We start from the raw sequence: 16,156 nt of genomic DNA on the forward strand, positions 1-16,156 counted from the left end.
ATCCGTAAAGGCGATACGCGCGTACATGCTCCGTGGTTCAGACGCTGCGGCTTCTCCTTGGCGATCAATTGTCTTCGCGCATGTCTTCGCTGCGCGACCTCGATCCTGCGCGCGATGTCGTCATGCTGGCCGAGGTGGCGGCGGAGGCAACCTATGTGCGCCATCACAAGAAGAAAATCGCTTTTCTGTTCGCGGCCATGCGCGCGTTCGCGGCTGACCTCGACGCGCGTGGCGTGCGCGTGCGTTACGTTAAGCTGGACGATCCGGACAATGCCGGCAGCCTGGAGGCTGAACTCGCGCGCGCCGTGAAGACGCTTCGGCCGCGCGAGATCGTGCTGACGGAGCCGGGCGAGCATCGCTTGGCGGGCGCGATGGCGGATTGGGAACTCGGCGTGCCTGTCGAGGTGCGTGAGGATACGCGCTTTCTTTGTCCGCACGCTGCGTTTCACACCTGGGCGCAAGGGCGGCGCCAATTGCGGATGGAATATTTCTATCGCGAGATGCGCGTCGCGCATGGTTTGCTTCTGGACGAGGGCAAACCTACGGGCGGGCGCTGGAATTTCGACGCGGAGAATCGCAAGCCTGCGCGCGCCGATTTCTTCATGCCGCAACCGCCGCGCTTTGAGCCTGACGCGCGCACGCGCGACGTGCTCAATCTGGTCGCGCACCGCTTTCCGGATCATTTTGGCGATTTGGAGCCGTTTTGGTTTGGCGTGACGCATGAGCACGCCGAACAAGCGTTCGCGCATTTCCTGCGCGAGGCGTTGCCGCGCTTTGGCGATTATCAAGACGCGATGCTGGTGGGCGAGCCCTTCCTCTATCATGCCGTGATCTCGATGTATCTCAATGCGGGACTGCTCGATCCGCTCGATGTCTGCCGTCGCGCTGAAGCCGAATATCGCGCTGGCCGCGCGCCGCTGAATTGCGTCGAAGGCTTCATTCGTCAGGTCTTGGGATGGCGCGAGTACGTGCGCGGCATCTATTGGCTGCATGGACCAAACTATGTTCACGAAAACGCGCTCGGTGCTGCGCGCGATCTGCCCTGGTTCTATTGGAGTGGCGATACCGAGATGGCGTGCCTCAGCGCCGCCATCGGGCAAACCAAGCGCGAAGCCTACGCGCATCACATTCAACGCTTGATGGTGACGGGCAATTTCGCGCTGTTGGCGGGGATCGATCCACACCAGGTTCACGAATGGTATCTCGCGGTCTATGCCGACGCTTACGAATGGGTCGAGGCGCCCAACACGATCGGCATGAGCCAATTTGCGGACGGCGGCACGCTGGCGTCCAAGCCCTACGCCGCGAGCGGCGCCTACATCGATCGGATGTCCGATTATTGCGGACACTGCGTCTATGACGTGAAGCAGAAGAACGGGCCGCAGGCGTGCCCGTTCAATTACCTCTATTGGGATTTCTTGGCGCGCAACCGAACGACGCTCGCCAACAATCCGCGCGTGGCGCCGATGTATCGCACGCTGGATCGCTTGAGCGAAGAGCGCCGCGCAGAGATCGCGCGCGATGCGGCGGAGTTTCTCGCGCAGCTGAAATGATGCGCCCGGCCTAAACCTTCACCACGTCCTGCTCGATGCGGCCGAAGATGGAATGGCCCTTGGCATCGCGCATTTCGATTTCGACGCGGTCGCCGTGCTTCAAGAAGCTGGTGCTTGGTTTGCCGGATTGGATCGTCTCGATCATGCGTTGCTCGGCGATGCAGGAATAGCCGCGTCCGCCTTCGCTGACCGGTTTACCTGGGCCGCCGTCTTCACCGCGATTTGAAACTGTGCCCGAACCGATGATCGTGCCGGCGGCGAGATCGCGGGTCTTTGCAGCGTGCGCGATGAGTTGGCCGAAATCGAAAGTCATGTCTTCGCCGGCGTCGGCGGCGCCGAAGGCTTTGCCGTTCAGGCTGACATGCATCGGAAGATGCAATTTGCCGTCGCGCCAAGCATCGCCCAGCGCATCCGGCGTCACGGCGACGGGCGAGAACGCGGACGAAGGCTTCGATTGGAAGAAGCCGAAACCCTTCTCCAATTCGGCCGGGATAAGGTTGCGTAGGCTCACATCGTTGACGAGCATAACGAGGCGGATACGCTTGCGGGCTTCGTCAGCGCTGATGCCGGCTTCGCAATCGTCGACGACAACCGCCACCTCCGCTTCGAAATCGCAGCCCCAAGCTTCATCTTTCAGTGGAATGGAATCGCGCGGGCCGAGGAATGCGTCGCTGCCGCCTTGATACATCAGCGGATCGCTCCAGAACGCGTCCGGCATCTTGGCGCCGCGTGCTTGGCGCACGAGTGCGACGTGGTTCACATAGGCTGAGCCATCGGCCCATTGATACGCGCGCGGCAATGGCGACGCAGCTTCGCGTTCGTGGAAGCGTTCGCGCAGGATCGTACCCGCATTGACGCCTTCAGCGACCGCACGCAGACGCGGTTCGGCGTGCGTCCAATCATCAAGTGCTGCCTGCAGCGTCGGCACTTCGGGGCCGGCGTGCGCGTACCAAGCCAGATCATCTGAGACGACAACCAGCTTGCCGTCGCGGCCGTGCCGGAGCGATGCAAGTTTCATGATTTCACCGCGTCCTTCTGATTTTCCGGCGCCGCCTTGATGAAAGCGGGATGCTTACGCGCATTTTCGTCCCACGCGACGAGACACGGGAATGGCGACAGATCGGTCTTGAAGCGGCGCGCATTGGCCATTTGAGGCACGAGGAGAATGTCCGCGAGCGTGGGCGCATCGCCGAACACAAAAGCGGTTTGAGCGCGTTGTTCAGCCTGATGCTCAAGAGCTGCGAAGCCGAGCTTGATCCAGTGGCGATACCATTCGCCGACGTGCTCTTCGCTGGCGCTGAATTCGAGTTTGATGCGTGTGAGCACGCTGGTGTTGTTGAGCGGATGGATATCCGCGGCGATGGTGAGCGCAAAGGCGCGCACTTGCGCAGCGAGCCACGGATCGGCGGGCACGAAGCGCGGGTCGGGATGGGTTTGATCGAGCCATTCGAGAATGGCGACGGATTGCGTAAGCAAACCCTGCGGCGTGTCGAGCGCGGGCACGCGCATCTGCGGGTTCTTGGAACGGTACGGCTCGCGCATCTGCTCGTCCGTGCCCGGCATGATGTTCACCGGGATGCTCTCGTAATCCAGGCCCTTCAGATTGAGCCCGATGCGGACCCGATACGCGGCGGATGATCGCCAATAATCGTAGAGCTTCAGCATACGCAAACCCTAGCGCGACGGCGGGCCGCCGTCATGCGCTATTCGCCGAGCCGCGCTTTCGCGGCGTGTTCGGCGCGGGCTTTTTCGTGGAGCCAAGCGGCATGCTGCGGCGCCTTCTTGGTACGGCTCCATTCTTCGAGCATGTCGGGCGCCACGCGCTTCAGCTCCGCCAATTCTTCCGGCGTGCCGGTGTCAGCGGTCAGTTCCAAGCGATGGCCGTTGGGATCGAAGAAATAGATTGATTTGAAAATGCCGTGATCCGTGGGCCCGAGCACGTCGAGCCCCTTGGCTTCCGCGCGCACCTTCGCCGCCAGCAATTCGTCCATGCTGTTCACGCGAAACGCGATGTGCTGCACCCACGCCGGCGTATTCACATCGCGGCCCATCTCTTTTTGCTGCGGCAGTTCGAAGAAGGCCAGCACGTTGCCGTTCCCGGCGTCGAGGAAGATGTGCATGTACGGATCATACTCGCCCGTGGACGGCACGTGATCTTCGGCGAACGCGGTCGTGTAATCCATGTCGAAGACGTCGCGATAGAATTCGACCGTCTGCTTAGCGTCTTTGCAGCGATAAGCCACGTGATGGATGCCGTTGGTTATCGCCATGAGCTTATTCCTCGTCTGCGAATATTTGGACGACCGGCGTTCCACCCGCCTGAAGCGAAGCGCGGTACATGCCTGGCGTGTTCATCGCCCAGGCGGGGCGGCCTTCGCCATCAAGCACGATAACGCCGCCATCGCCGGCCACGCCGCGCGCGTTGGTGAGTGCGCCGACTTCCGCGATGACGCGATCGGCGGCTTGCTGGGCGCTCTCACCGTTGAATTGCATGCGTGCGCAGATATCACGGGCGACGCCGATGCGAATGAAGAACTCGCCCGTGCCGGTGGCGCTGACGCCGCACACGTTATTCTGTGCGTATGTGCCGGCGCCAATGATCGGCGCATCACCGACGCGGCCCCAGCGTTTGCCGGTGGTGCCGCCCGTCGAGGTGCCGGCTGCGATGTCGCCCCGCGTATCAAGCGCCACGACGCCGACCGTGCCGAATTGGTGATCGTCTGGCCACGTCGCGCGCGCCTCGCGCTGTGGCGCACCGGTTGGGCGTTGCGGGATTGGCAAATTGTTGAGCTGCAGATTTTGCTCAAGCTGCTGCCAGCGACGCTCGGTGAAGAAAAAGGACGGATCGACCTGTTCGAGATTTTGCGTGCGCGCGAACGCTTCGGCCCCCTCGCCGATCAACATAACGTGCGGGCTATCCTCCATCACCGCACGCGCCGCACTGATCGGATGGCGCGTGCGCGTGAGACCCGCGACGGCGCCTGCGGCGCGCGTGCGGCCGTCCATGATCGAGGCGTCGAGTTCATTACGGCCTTCGGCGGTGAAGACCGCGCCGCGGCCGGCGTTGAACAATGGATCGTCTTCCATTTCCTGGATGACAGCTTCGACGGCATCGAGCGATGAGCCGCCACGTTCCAGAATAGCGCCGCCCGTATCCAGCGCACGCTGCATGGCGGCGCGGTATTGAGCTTCGACGTCCGGCATCAGATTGGCGCGCTCGATCACGCCCGCCCCGCCGTGCACAACGATGGACCAGCGTGGCGCAGGTTCTGCCCCGGTGGCGCAGGCGGCGAGCGCGAGCAATGCGAGCGCAAGAAGAGCGCGCATCAGCTGGCCTTCAACACGCCACGGCGGATTTGGTCGAGTTCGATGGACTCGAACAGCGCTTTGAAATTGCCCTCGCCGAAGCCTTCATTGCCCTTGCGTTGGATGAACTCAAAGAAGATCGGGCCTATCGCGTCTTTGCCGAAAATCTGCAGCAACAAGCCTTGGCCTTCGCTGGGCGCACCGTCGATCAGGATGCGGCGCTTGCGCAATTCTTCAACTGGCTCGCCGTGGCCCGGCAGGCGTTTGTCGATGAGGTCGAAATAGGCCTCAATGGTGTCTTGCAGCTCGACACCGCGCGCCCGCAGGCGATCGACGACCTCATAGAGATTGTCCGTGCCAAAGGCCAAGTGCTGGATCCCCTCGCCCTTGTAGCGCTGCAAATATTCTTCGATCTGATCGACCTTGCCTTCTTCGCCTTTCGACTCATTGAGCGGAATGCGAATCTTGCCGTCCGGGCTTGTCATGGCTTTCGAGAAGAGGCCCGTGACTTTGCCTTCGATGTCGAAATAGCGGATCTCGCGGAAATTGAAGATGCGCTCGTAATAGTCCGCCCACGTCTTCATGTTGCCGCGGAAGACGTTGTGCGTGAGGTGATCGAGATAGGTGAGGCCGATGCTATTCTTGGATTCGTCGGCGCCTTCGATCGGCTTGAAGTCGATGTCGTAAATGCTCTGTGCGCCGTAGCGATCGACCAGATAGATGTAAGCGCCGCCGATGCCTTTGATGGCCGGGATGTTGAGTTCCATGGGCCCGACTTTGCCTTCGACCGGCTCGGCCCCGCGCTTCACCGCTTCCTCGAAAGCGTGCTTGGCGTCGCGCACGCGAAACGCCATGGCGTTGGCCGAGGGCCCGTGCTCGGAGCGGAACTGGGCGGCCTGACCACTCGGCTCCATGTTCAGGATGAAATTGATGTCGTTCTGCTTGTAGCGGACGACATTCTTGCTGCGGTGCTTGGCGACTGCGGTGAAGCCGATTTGTTCGAAATACGCGGCAAGCTTTTCTGGTTCGGGCGAAGTGAATTCGACGAACTCAAAACCATCGGTCCCAATCGGATTCTCGAACAAATCGGCCATGGCGTTTCCTCGGAAGCTTGCGTCTGTCCCGATTTAGTTTCATCTGTAACCAATGGCAAGCGCAAAGCGGAAACCGAGCCCGGCGGAACTTCTAGTTCTGGAGGATTTCCTCCCCTACCGGCTCTCGATCCTCTCCAACCGGGTCAGTCGTGCGATCGCGGCGCGTTACGCAGAAACCTTTGATCTCTCCATTCCGGAATGGCGCGTGATCGCTGTGTTGGGACGCACGCCGAACCTCACCGCCAAGGAGATCGCCGAAGCGACGGAGATGGATAAGGTCGCCGTCTCGCGGGCTGTGGCGCGGCTTGTTAGTTCCAAACGCGTGCAGGCGCGCGCCGATCGCGACGATGCGCGCCGACAAATTCTCTCGCTCACCGCACAAGGTGAAAACGTGCACGCCCGTATCGCGCCGATTGCGCTCGCGAGCGAAGAGAAATTGCTTAGCGCACTCTCCACGAAGGAACGGGCACACTTAGACGCACTGCTCGATCGTTTGCTGGTTGCCGCACGCGCCTTGTGAGTTCCCTGAACTTACTGCGCTTTCACAAGATTGTTCGGAACCGTTGCACCGCTCGCGCGTCGCCCATCCGGCTGGATTGGGGCGTAGTGAGGAGTACACTTTATGACGCGATCTTCATTGTTTGGCGCAGCCGCACTTGTGGCTGCGCTCGGCATGACCGCGCCGACGCTTGCGTTCGCGCAGGAACAACCTGCGCAAGCCCAAGCATCGACGACTTTCACCGACGCGCAAGTTACCGCGTTCGCAGCGGCGAGCACGGAGATCGATCCGATCTCACAACGCCTCGCCAACGCGACGGAAGCGCAGCGCACGGAAGGGGCCACGCAAATCCGCGCGATCCTGCAACGCCACAACTTGGACGCCGCCACCTACAACGCGATCGCCACCCAAGCGCAAACCGATACGGCGCTGCAGGCGCGTATCAATGCCGCGCGCACCGCGGCCCCTGCGGCCGCCGAAACGCCTTCGCAACAATAAATCTCTGACAAGGTCCCGAAGCGCCGGCTTCGGGGCCATTCATCAACGCTGCGGCGTCAAGCGCAGCAAGCGCCCGTCGGCTTCATCGGTGACGATCCAGAGCGCACCGTCTTCGCTTTCAGCGATATCGCGCACGCGACCAAGATTAAGGGCAAAGCGCTCTTCACCCGCCACGCGCTCGCCATCGAGCGCCAATCTCACAATGGATTGCGTGGTGAGGCCCGCGATGAGGAGATCGCCGCGCCACGGAAAGAGCTCTCCGCGATAGAAATCCATGTCGCCAGGCGCGATCACCGGGTCCCAATAATAATTGGGCTGTTCCATACCCTCTTGCGACGTGATCCCCGCGTTGATGGCGCCGCCACGATATTCGATGCCGTAAGAGACAACCGGCCAGCCGTAATTGCGGCCGGCGCGCGTAAGATTGAGTTCATCGCCGCCGCGCGGGCCGTGCTCGATCGTCCAAAGCTCGCCAGTTTCCGGATGCAGGTCGGCGCCTTGCACGTTGCGATGGCCGTACGACCAAATCTCCGCACGCGCACTGGCTTGGCCCACGAACGGATTGTCGGCGAGCGCTGCGCCATCAAGATTGATGCGGACCACCTTGCCGATATGCACGGACAAATCCTGCGCCAGCTCGCGCGACTCATTCTGTTGGCGATCGCCGAGCGTGACGAAGAGATTCCCTTCGCGATCGAACACGAGCCGCGAACCGAAATGCCCGCGCGAGGCCCAAGCTGGGTTCTGCTGGAAAATCCGCTGCACGTTCTCAAGACGGCCTGCGTCTTCGCTCAAACGACCGCGCGCGACGCTTGTGCTGTTGGCCCCGCCGCCGCGCGGCTCGGCATAGCTCCAATAGATCAAGCGGTCCGAGGCGAAGGTGGGGCTCACAACAACATCGAGCAATCCGCCTTGGCCACGCGCATCGACCTCCGGCACTCCAGCCACGGGAGCGGACATCGCGCCGTCTCGCGTGACGACCCGTAAGCGCCCGGCGCGCTCCGTCACGAGCAAGCGGCCGTCTGGCAAAAATGCGATCGCCCAAGGATGATCGAGGCCGCTGGCAATCACCTCGGAGGTGATCACGACATTGCTCGGCTGCTCGGGCGCGCGCGTTTGTCCCGCAAAGGCCGGTTGATAATCTGTGTTGGCGTCGCCCTGCTCGACCGGCGCACCGGCCGCTCTGGTCTGGCCGTCGCTTTGCCCGCCAGAACATGCGGCGAAAAGCAGAGCGGCAATGAAGCTCAAGCGGCGCATCTGATCCTCTTCGGTTGTCGGCAGCCCAGAACTAGGACGCCGGAGAGATGCGACCACGCTGATGCGACGAATAGTCGAGCCGCCGCGGCGGCAGGCTGTTCTGGCGCGCCGCCTTGCTTCCGCCCCTGAGGCGGGCGAAAAGCCGTTACGTTCATGACCGCCACCGCCCACTACGCCACTTTCGAATGGGAACCGAAGCGCGCACAGACGCTGCGCGCGGCGCGTCGCCGTTCGCGCCTGGTGGGGGCGCTGCGCCGGTTTTTCGTGGCGGGCGCAGGCGCGTCGTTGGCGGCGGTGTTCGTGTTTATGGGGCTGCACGCGATCGAAGGCGGCTTCAATGCGGGCTCGCTCTCCGCGGCCGAGCCGCTGCGCATGATCAATCCGCGCTTTATCGGCAGCACCGAAAGCGGCGGCCCCTATCAGCTTTCGGCCGAGATCGCCGAGCGCGCGCCGGGGGAGAACCAGCCCATCGAATTGATTTCGCCGGTTTATCGCACCGAAGCCGGCACCATCATGCTGGCCCCGCGCGGCATCTATGACGAGCAAGCCGCGACCGTGGTGTTCGACGGCGAGGTGCTGTTCTCCGATAGCGGCGGCAATCGCTTCACCACGCCGAGCATGGTGGTGGACCTCGACCAGGGCACTTTGACCGGCCGAGGCGGCGTGACCGGCGCAGGCCCCCTTGGCGTGCTCCAGGCCGGGTCCTATGAATTGCGGGACAGTGACCGCGCGTTGGTGCTTCGCGGCGGTGTCAGGGGACAGATCCCGGACCGGGATCCACAGAATGGGGAAACGACGCCATGAGGCCCGTAGCATTTGTGATTGCCGCCGGTGCGTTCTTCCTCGCCGCCTTGTCGGCCGCGCCAGCGCACGCCCAGCTCTCCGAGAATGGCGGACCGGTCTCCTATTCCGCTGATAACCTTGAATATTTTGACGGTGAGCGACGCTTGGTGCTGACCGGCGACGTCGACATCGTCCAAAACGACGCGCGCCTGCGGGCTGACCGGATCACGCTCTTCTTCAGCCAGTCCTCCGGCGGCGGCGCGCAAGGCGGCCAGGCAGGCCTCGGTTCGGGCGACATCCAGCGCATGATCGCCGAGGGCGAGGTCTATTATGTCCGCCCGGCCCAATCCGCGCGCGGCAACCGCGCTATCTATGAGGTCGCGCAGGACGCGGTGACCTTCACCGGCAATGTCGTGGTGGCCAGCGAAGAGAACGTGATCCGCGGCGAAACCCTGGTTCTGCAGATCGGCAACCGCCGCACGACCATCCGGCCGACGCCGGGCCAACGGGTCCGCGGTGTGTTCGTACCGCGCAACAATCCCCAGGGCGGGTCAGGCAATTAAGCGCCTTGCGGTATCATATAACCACGACTTCACGAAATCTTAGCGGCAGGTAGTCGATATGAGCCCCGAGGGCGCTGCAAGCCGTTCGACCAAGTCTGAAACCGCCCAAGGCGGGCTCGGCGCGGTCTCGATCGGGAAATCCTATCGCGGCCGCCGCGTGGTGAAAGACGTGTCAGTGCACGTCAATCGCGGCGAGGTCGTCGGTCTGTTGGGCCCCAACGGAGCAGGCAAAACCACCTGCTTCTATATGATCACGGGGCTCGTGCGCGTGGACCAGGGGCAAATCTTGTTGGACGGCCAGGACGTCACAACGCTGCCCATGTACCAGCGCGCCAGATTGGGCGTTGGCTACTTGCCGCAAGAACCATCTATCTTCCGTGGTCTAACTGTCGAACAGAACGTCATGTCGATCGTCGAGCTGACTGAGCGCAACAGCGCAAAGCGCCGCGAGATCGTCGACGGGCTGCTCGCCGAATTGCACGTCGATCACCTGAAAAATTCGCCCGCCTCCGCCCTCTCGGGTGGTGAGCGTCGGCGAGTGGAGATCGCGCGCGCTTTGGCGACGCGGCCGTCGTTCATGTTGCTCGATGAGCCTTTCGCCGGCATTGACCCACTCGCTATCGATGACATCCGCAAGCTGATCCTGTTCTTGAAAGAACGCGGTCTGGGTGTCCTGATCACCGACCACAACGTGCGCGAAACGCTCACGATCGTGGATCGGGCTTCGATCATGTTCGACGGTGAAGTGTTATTCGAGGGATCGCCCCAAGAGGTGCGCTCGAACCAAGCCGTCCGCGAAAGGTATCTCGGCAAAGACTTCAACTAGGACGGGGGCCGCCGATGGCGATGACCCCTCGCTTAGAGCTGCGCCAGGGCCAGTCCCTGGTGATGACGCCGCAATTGCAGCAGGCGATCAAGCTGCTGCAACTCTCCAACTTCGAGCTGCAAGAATTCGTCGAAGGCGAGCTCGAGCGCAATCCGCTGTTGGAGCGCGAAGAGAGCTCGGCCGAAGCGAAGAAGGAAAGCGGCGACGCCGAGCAGCTTGAATTCGAAAGCGGCATGACGCCAAACGAAGCCGCGCTTGATGTGTCTGTCGCCGACATGGCGCCGGATTTGAGCGCTGGCGAATTGCTTGAAGCGGGTGCGGCGCCCCTCACCGATTGGTCGAAGGCGTCGTCGGGCAAGAGCTTCGATGATCTGCCCGGTCTTGAAGACACGCTCACGCAAGACATCTCGCTCGCCGAGCATCTCGATGCGCAACTCACCGAAGCTGGCTTGAGCGCGGTCGATCGTTTGATCGGCGGCGTGCTGATCGATGCGGTGGACGATTGGGGCTATATGCGCACCGACACGCGCGAGCTGGCCGATCGCCTGGGCGTGGCCGAAGCCGACGTGCTGCGCGTGCTGACGACCATGCAGGGCTTCGAGCCTACCGGCGTGATGGCGCGCGACATTCCGGAATGCTTGGCGCTGCAGCTCAAAGAGCGCGGCCGCTTCGATCCGGCGATGGAAGCGCTCGTGCGCAATCTCGACCTGCTCGCCAAAGGCCATTTCGATCGTTTGATGACGGCGTGCGGCGTCGACCGCGAAGATCTGACCGACATGATCGCCGAAGTGCGTGCGCTCACGCCCAAGCCCGGCGCAGGGTTTGGCGGCGGCGCGGTGCAATCGGTCGCGCCCGATGTCTATGTGAAGCAAGCGCCGGACGGCACGTGGCACGTTGAATTGAATTCCGACACCATGCCGCGCGTGCTGATGAACCAGCGCTATTACGCGACCGTGTCGAAGACGGCCAAGCGCGAAGAAGACAAGCAATTCCTCACCGAATGCGCCGCAAACGCGTCATGGCTGGTCAAGAGCCTCGATCAGCGCGCCAAGACGATCCTCAAAGTCGCGCGCGAGATCGTGCGCCAGCAGGACGCGTTCTTCGTGCAAGGCGTCGCGCATCTGCGCCCGCTCAATCTGAAAACTGTCGCCGCCGCGATCGAGATGCATGAATCGACGGTGAGCCGCGTCACCTCGAACAAATATCTCTCCTGCGAACGCGGCGTGTTTGAGCTGAAATATTTCTTCACCGCCTCGATCAATGCCGCCGATGGCGGCGAAGCACACTCGGCCGAAGCCGTGCGCTACCAGATCAAAGGCCTCATCGACGGCGAGAACGCGGAAGAAATTCTGAGCGACGACCGCATCGTCGAAATCCTGCGCGAAAAAGGCATCGATATCGCCCGTCGCACCGTCGCGAAGTATCGCGAAAGCTTGCGCATCCCGAGCAGCGTGGAGCGAAAGCGGAAGCTGGCGCACGGGATCTAACGCCCGCGACAAGCCGCCGGAGCTGTGCGACGATGCGCACAGCAAAGGATCATCACATGGCGGAACGGTTTGAGCGGCATCGTCAGCCTTGGACACAGGACGAAATCCGTAAGCTGCACACGCTCGCGGGCAAGGGCATGTCGCTGAAGGCGATCGCCAAGGCGCTCACGCGCAGCGAGGAATCGACCAAGGACCGCGCCAAGGCGGATGGACTTACCATCGTTAAATTGCGCTGAGACTGACGCCTCCCGTCCCGCCTCTTCTGCATTTCGTCGCATCGGCTTTGCCCATCGTCGTGTGGCGTCGTGAGCTTGACGCATGAAACGCCTCGTGCTCGCCGCCGCTTTTGTTCTCGCCGCCTGCGCCAGCGCGCAGGCGCAAACGCCGTCGTGCCCGCCACCGGGCTATGATCGCGCGCAGCTGGATGCGCTGAAGGTCAGCGAATGGGCCATACCGAATGACCGCGCGCGCAATCGCTTAGCGCTCGCGTTCACGCCCTGCCTCGCCTCACTCGATCCGACGATGCGTGACGGGATTGCGTTTGAGGCGTATGCGCATTGGTTGCGGGCGCGACAGCTGACGCCACAGACGATGCGGGCGCTGGCGATTGATCTGGAAGCGCGGCTCTTCGCGAGCGATCCCAACGGCTTCGAGCAACCGTTCGCGGCGCTGGTGCTGAGCGAAGTCGCGCGCGCGGATCGGATTGAGGCGTATCTTGATGAAGCGTCGCGTCAGCGCATGCTCGATAGCGCGCTGCGCTATTTCACGCAGGTGCGCGATTATCGTGGCTTTGATGAAGGCGAAGGCTGGCGCCACGGCGTGGCGCACGGCTCAGACTTACTGTTGCAGCTCGGCCTGAACCCAGCGCTCGGCGCAGCCGATGTGCAGCGCATCGCCGACGCCATCGCGACGCAGGTGACGCCGGAGGGCCATTTCTACATCTATGGCGAAAGCGAGCGGCTCGCGCGACCGATCATCTTCATGGCGCAACGTGGCCTGATCAGGGAAGCGCAATGGACCACCTATTTCGCGCAATTCGCAGATGTCGGCGACAACCCGTACGCATCGCAGGCGGGCTTGGCGCGCATCCACAATGCGAAGGCGTTCCTGCAGACGATCCATCTCAATGCGCAGCTCAGCGAGAACGCGGAAGACAATTCGATGTTGCCGGGCCTCGAAGCTGCACTCCGTGCGCTGCCCTAGCCCGTCTTCCTTGCACGCAGCAGCAAGACTTGGCCGAGCAGCACAAGCACGATCCCGGCAAGTGCAAGCATGCCCCAGGTCTTGCCTTCGAACACCGTCGAGACTGTCATCGCCACGGGCGGCGTGAGTGCGGAGATGTAGGCGGCGGTCGCATAGCCGCGCCGGCGCGCCAGGCCAAAATACAAGAGAAACGCCAGCACCGAGCCGACGATCGACAGGTGCAACAGCGACAGCACGTAGGACCAGGTGGGCTCGAATGTCCAAGCGCGGCCCGTGGCGAGCGCAAACAGAATGAGGATGGCGACGCCGTAACTCATCGACCACGCGGTGAACGTCGCCACGCCAGCGCCGGCAATTTCGCCGCGCCGTGCGTAGATGTTGCCGGCGGCGGAAGAGAGCACGGCGGCGAAGGTGAGCCCAAGGCCCAGCAGGGCGGCGTCGCTCATCTGCGCCGACGCCAGCTCCTCCCACGAAAGCAAGGCGACGCCGAGAATGCCGAGCCATGCCGCGGCCCACGCGAGCGCCGGCGCGCGTTGGCCAAACACCAAACGAAACGCGATCAGATTGAAGAAGGCGAGCGCGGCGAAGAGCACGGCGACGACCGCCGAAGCCACGCGCTCTTCAGCCCAATAGACCAGAACGTAATTGAGCAAGAACGTGAAAATACCGACGCCGAACGCGGCCATGTGCTGGGCGCGATTGAGCGCGATCTTCTCACGTCGCAGCGCGCACCACGCAAACAACAACACCGCCGCGAGCGCGAAGCGATATGTAATCGAGATAACAGGATCGACGACGCCCAATTGCAGCGTGATCGCAAACCAGGTCGTGCCCCACGCCAGCGTGCACACGATGATTGCGATCAGATCGACCCATTGCGGTTGCGCCGCAGGCTCTGCGCCAAGGCTTGTTTCCGCGCTCATGGCGCATTCCCCTCACGCAACCCGCGTCTCAATCGCGCCGTTTACGTTGACGGGAGATGGGGCGCCGTTTTGACACTGTCCAGATGTGGGCGCCGCTTCTGCTGACACCATTTTCTGGCGCCCTTTTCGGGCTCTCGTCGTTGACCCAACCTGTTCCGAGGCATACCTTTTTCTACAGGCATCGGGGCGCTCTTGGGGGCGGAGCGAAGCCCCGAGCGCTCCCGCCGAAAGGCGCAACTTAAGGAGGCTCCTATATGCGCATACAAGTCGCCGGACGGCAGATGGATGTCGGCGAAGCGCTGCGAACCCGAATAGAGGGCGAGCTTTCAAGCGGAGTAGGTAAGTATTTCAATCGTGCGACGGATGCGGTGGTCACCGTCGGCAAAAATGGCGGCGCCGGCGTCGAGGTCGACTGCACCGTGCATCTCTCTTCCGGCATATCGCTTCAAGCCCAGGGTCACGCGGGCGACGCCCATTCGGCCTTCAGCGACGCAATGGAGAAGCTGGAAAAACGTGTGAGGCGCTACAAGCGTAGGCTGAAAAACCACCACGCCGACAACAAATCCCCCCTTCCCGCCGAGGACGCGACCGCGTATGTGCTCGCCCCGTTAAACGATGACGAAGAGGCCGACGAAACCGCGTCGGCGAATGGGCACGATCCTGCGCCCCTGGTAATCGCCGAAAACGCGGTTTCCGTCCGTACGATGACCGTTTCGATGGCAGTCATGCAGCTCGACCTGTCCGAAAGCCCGGCGCTGATGTTCAGAAACGCGGCAAACGGCGGTCTTAACCTTGTGTATCGGCGTGCTGACGGAAACATCGGCTGGATCGACCCCGAACGCGCCAATGGTCACACAAAGGCAAACGGGACCGGTTAAGGGAACCTGGGGGTTCAAATTACGTTTTGGCGCGATCCGTGCAGGGTCGCGTCAAACTGGGTGAGGGAATGAACGATCTAAGCGATCTTGTCGCGCCGGAAGCGATTCTGCCGCGCGCCTTGGCCACATCCCGGCGTCAGGCGATCCAGATGCTGTGCGAGGCGCTGGCCAAAGCCGCCGGCATCGACGCGCGCGTGGCGTTTGACGCTGTGCTGCTGCGTGAGCGCCTCTCGGGCACTGGCGTTGGCGAAGGCGTCGCTATTCCGCACGCGCCGGTCGCCGGGCTGAAAGGCCCGATCGGCGCGTTCGCGCGTCTCGACCCGCCGCAGGATTTCGGCGCCCTCGACGGCCGCCCAGCTGATCTCGTGTTTCTGCTGCTGGCCCCGCCGGACCGTGGCGGCGATCATTTGAAGGCGCTGGCGCGCGTTTCGCGTTTCTTCCGCCACGCTGACACACGCGAGAAACTGCGCGGAGCGCGCGGTGGCGACGAGCTCTACGCGCTGATCGCGGGCGCTGTGCACAGCGACGCGGCATGATGACTCCGGCCGACAGGCTGTTCTCGTACTTTCCGCTGATGATGACGGTCGCGTCGCTCACGGCGCTCGGCGTGTTTGCGCAATGGCCGTCGATCGGGAGCGTGGCGCTGCTGATCTTCGTGATCTATTTGCTGCCGCCAATGGTGCAGCGGATCATGTTTCGCTGGGCGCCTTTGAAGCACGGCATTTCGCCGATCGACGGGCGCACGTTTTCGCCCTGGCTTGCAGCACATCACATTCAAGCCTTCTACGACGCGCTGCCCTATCTTGAATCGCTGCTGCGCGTGTTTCCCGGTTTCTATTCGATGTGGCTGCGCATGTGGGGTGCGCGTGTCGGCTATGGCGTCGAATGGCCGGTGCGCATGGACGTGCTGGACCGGCATTTGATGGACATCGGCAATCGCGTCGTGTTCTCGCGCGAAGTCGAACTTTGCGCGCATGTGCGTCAGAAGACCGACGGCGCAGGCTCACGCGTGCTGGTGCGGCCGGTGCGTATTGGCTCGTATGCTTTCATCGGCGCCGGCGCGCGTGTAGGCCCTGGCGCCAGCGTGCCGCACAACGCGAACATTCCCGCGCTTGCCGTCGTCAACGTCAACGAAAGCTACGGTGACGCGACGCGCCATCCGGACAAGGAAGAAGCGCAATTTGCGATGAGCTGATTGATCTTCCCCCCCCCCCGTGCGGGGGAAGTGGATCGCGCGAAGCGCGAGACGTAGGGGGCAGTGGCGCGTGCCTCGCCCCCTCAGTCAG

19 protein-coding genes are annotated in these 16,156 nt (G+C 62.6%); 12 read left to right on the top strand and 7 right to left on the bottom strand.

Annotated elements, in window-relative coordinates; all coding sequences use genetic code 11:
- The first annotated feature begins 32 nt into the window (after nt 1–32).
- A complete protein-coding gene (locus EPJ54_RS10700; RefSeq protein WP_135211703.1) occupies nt 33–1,553 on the top strand; it encodes a cryptochrome/photolyase family protein in 1,521 nt (506 codons plus the stop codon).
- A gap of 10 nt (nt 1,554–1,563) precedes the next feature.
- Here EPJ54_RS10700 and EPJ54_RS10705 read toward each other — a convergent pair whose 3' ends face one another.
- Genes EPJ54_RS10705 through hppD form a run of 5 tightly spaced genes read right to left on the bottom strand, consistent with a single transcriptional unit; the run spans nt 1,564 to nt 5,953 of the window.
- A complete protein-coding gene (locus EPJ54_RS10705; protein WP_135211704.1) occupies nt 1,564–2,571 on the bottom strand; it encodes a fumarylacetoacetate hydrolase family protein in 1,008 nt (335 codons plus the stop codon).
- Complete coding sequence (gene maiA / locus EPJ54_RS10710) at nt 2,568–3,218, bottom strand: maleylacetoacetate isomerase (protein ID WP_239590869.1); 651 nt, start codon at nt 3,216–3,218, stop codon at nt 2,568–2,570. Before maiA ends, EPJ54_RS10705 begins: the two co-directional genes overlap by 4 nt.
- A 38-nt stretch (nt 3,219–3,256) precedes the next feature.
- On the bottom strand, nt 3,257–3,823 hold the full coding sequence (locus EPJ54_RS10715; protein ID WP_135211705.1) for a VOC family protein: 567 nt from the start codon (nt 3,821–3,823) through the stop codon (nt 3,257–3,259).
- A gap of 4 nt (nt 3,824–3,827) precedes the next feature.
- Nucleotides 3,828–4,880, bottom strand: a complete 1,053-nt coding sequence (locus EPJ54_RS10720) for an isoaspartyl peptidase/L-asparaginase family protein (protein ID WP_135211706.1) — start codon at nt 4,878–4,880, stop codon at nt 3,828–3,830.
- Nucleotides 4,880–5,953 (bottom strand): 4-hydroxyphenylpyruvate dioxygenase, encoded by a 1,074-nt coding sequence (gene hppD, locus EPJ54_RS10725; RefSeq protein ID WP_135211707.1) that lies wholly within the window; start codon nt 5,951–5,953, stop codon nt 4,880–4,882. Before hppD ends, EPJ54_RS10720 begins: the two co-directional genes overlap by 1 nt.
- 52 nt (nt 5,954–6,005) lie before the next feature.
- Between hppD and EPJ54_RS10730 the strand changes: the two genes are divergently transcribed.
- On the top strand, nt 6,006–6,473 hold the full coding sequence (locus EPJ54_RS10730; RefSeq protein WP_135211708.1) for a MarR family winged helix-turn-helix transcriptional regulator: 468 nt from the start codon (nt 6,006–6,008) through the stop codon (nt 6,471–6,473).
- Nucleotides 6,474–6,575: 102 nt separating this feature from the next.
- Nucleotides 6,576–6,950 (top strand): DUF4168 domain-containing protein, encoded by a 375-nt coding sequence (locus EPJ54_RS10735; RefSeq protein WP_135211709.1) that lies wholly within the window; start codon nt 6,576–6,578, stop codon nt 6,948–6,950.
- A 42-nt stretch (nt 6,951–6,992) separates the two neighbouring features.
- Here EPJ54_RS10735 and EPJ54_RS10740 read toward each other — a convergent pair whose 3' ends face one another.
- Nucleotides 6,993–8,207: a PQQ-dependent sugar dehydrogenase gene (locus EPJ54_RS10740; RefSeq protein ID WP_135211710.1), complete on the bottom strand. Its 1,215-nt coding sequence runs from the start codon at nt 8,205–8,207 to the stop codon at nt 6,993–6,995.
- A gap of 153 nt (nt 8,208–8,360) precedes the next feature.
- Between EPJ54_RS10740 and lptC the strand changes: the two genes are divergently transcribed.
- The 6 genes from lptC (at nt 8,361) to EPJ54_RS10770 (ending at nt 13,069) form a co-directional block, all read left to right on the top strand.
- Complete coding sequence (gene lptC / locus EPJ54_RS10745; protein ID WP_135211711.1) at nt 8,361–9,011, top strand: LPS export ABC transporter periplasmic protein LptC; 651 nt, start codon at nt 8,361–8,363, stop codon at nt 9,009–9,011.
- Nucleotides 9,008–9,553: an LptA/OstA family protein gene (locus EPJ54_RS10750; protein WP_135211712.1), complete on the top strand. Its 546-nt coding sequence runs from the start codon at nt 9,008–9,010 to the stop codon at nt 9,551–9,553. Before lptC ends, EPJ54_RS10750 begins: the two co-directional genes overlap by 4 nt.
- A gap of 58 nt (nt 9,554–9,611) precedes the next feature.
- Nucleotides 9,612–10,379: an LPS export ABC transporter ATP-binding protein gene (lptB, locus tag EPJ54_RS10755; RefSeq protein ID WP_135211713.1), complete on the top strand. Its 768-nt coding sequence runs from the start codon at nt 9,612–9,614 to the stop codon at nt 10,377–10,379.
- A gap of 14 nt (nt 10,380–10,393) precedes the next feature.
- The gene (gene rpoN / locus EPJ54_RS10760) at nt 10,394–11,866 is read left to right on the top strand and encodes an RNA polymerase factor sigma-54 (RefSeq protein WP_135211714.1); all 1,473 of its coding nucleotides are present in this window, start codon (nt 10,394–10,396) and stop codon (nt 11,864–11,866) included.
- Nucleotides 11,867–11,922: 56 nt separating this feature from the next.
- A complete protein-coding gene (locus tag EPJ54_RS10765; protein ID WP_135211715.1) occupies nt 11,923–12,102 on the top strand; it encodes a hypothetical protein in 180 nt (59 codons plus the stop codon).
- A gap of 82 nt (nt 12,103–12,184) precedes the next feature.
- Complete coding sequence (locus tag EPJ54_RS10770; RefSeq protein WP_135211716.1) at nt 12,185–13,069, top strand: DUF2785 domain-containing protein; 885 nt, start codon at nt 12,185–12,187, stop codon at nt 13,067–13,069.
- Here EPJ54_RS10770 and EPJ54_RS10775 read toward each other — a convergent pair.
- Nucleotides 13,066–13,992: a DMT family transporter gene (locus EPJ54_RS10775; protein ID WP_239590870.1), complete on the bottom strand. Its 927-nt coding sequence runs from the start codon at nt 13,990–13,992 to the stop codon at nt 13,066–13,068. The genes EPJ54_RS10770 and EPJ54_RS10775 overlap by 4 nt on opposite strands.
- Nucleotides 13,993–14,246: 254 nt before the next feature.
- On the opposite strand from EPJ54_RS10775, the gene hpf reads away from it, so the two are divergent.
- The 3 genes from hpf to EPJ54_RS10790 all read left to right on the top strand — a co-directional run bounded on the left by hpf (nt 14,247) and on the right by EPJ54_RS10790 (nt 16,065).
- Nucleotides 14,247–14,870: a ribosome hibernation-promoting factor, HPF/YfiA family gene (hpf, locus tag EPJ54_RS10780; protein ID WP_135211717.1), complete on the top strand. Its 624-nt coding sequence runs from the start codon at nt 14,247–14,249 to the stop codon at nt 14,868–14,870.
- 68 nt (nt 14,871–14,938) lie between these two features.
- A complete protein-coding gene (locus tag EPJ54_RS10785; RefSeq protein WP_135211718.1) occupies nt 14,939–15,406 on the top strand; it encodes a PTS sugar transporter subunit IIA in 468 nt (155 codons plus the stop codon).
- The gene (locus tag EPJ54_RS10790; RefSeq protein ID WP_135211719.1) at nt 15,403–16,065 is read left to right on the top strand and encodes an acyltransferase; all 663 of its coding nucleotides are present in this window, start codon (nt 15,403–15,405) and stop codon (nt 16,063–16,065) included. The genes EPJ54_RS10785 and EPJ54_RS10790 overlap by 4 nt, the downstream gene beginning before the upstream one ends.
- Nucleotides 16,066–16,156: the final 91 nt, after the last annotated feature.

This window comes from Vitreimonas flagellata, assembly GCF_004634425.1.
GTDB classification, from domain to species: domain Bacteria; phylum Pseudomonadota; class Alphaproteobacteria; order Caulobacterales; family Aquidulcibacteraceae; genus Vitreimonas; species Vitreimonas flagellata.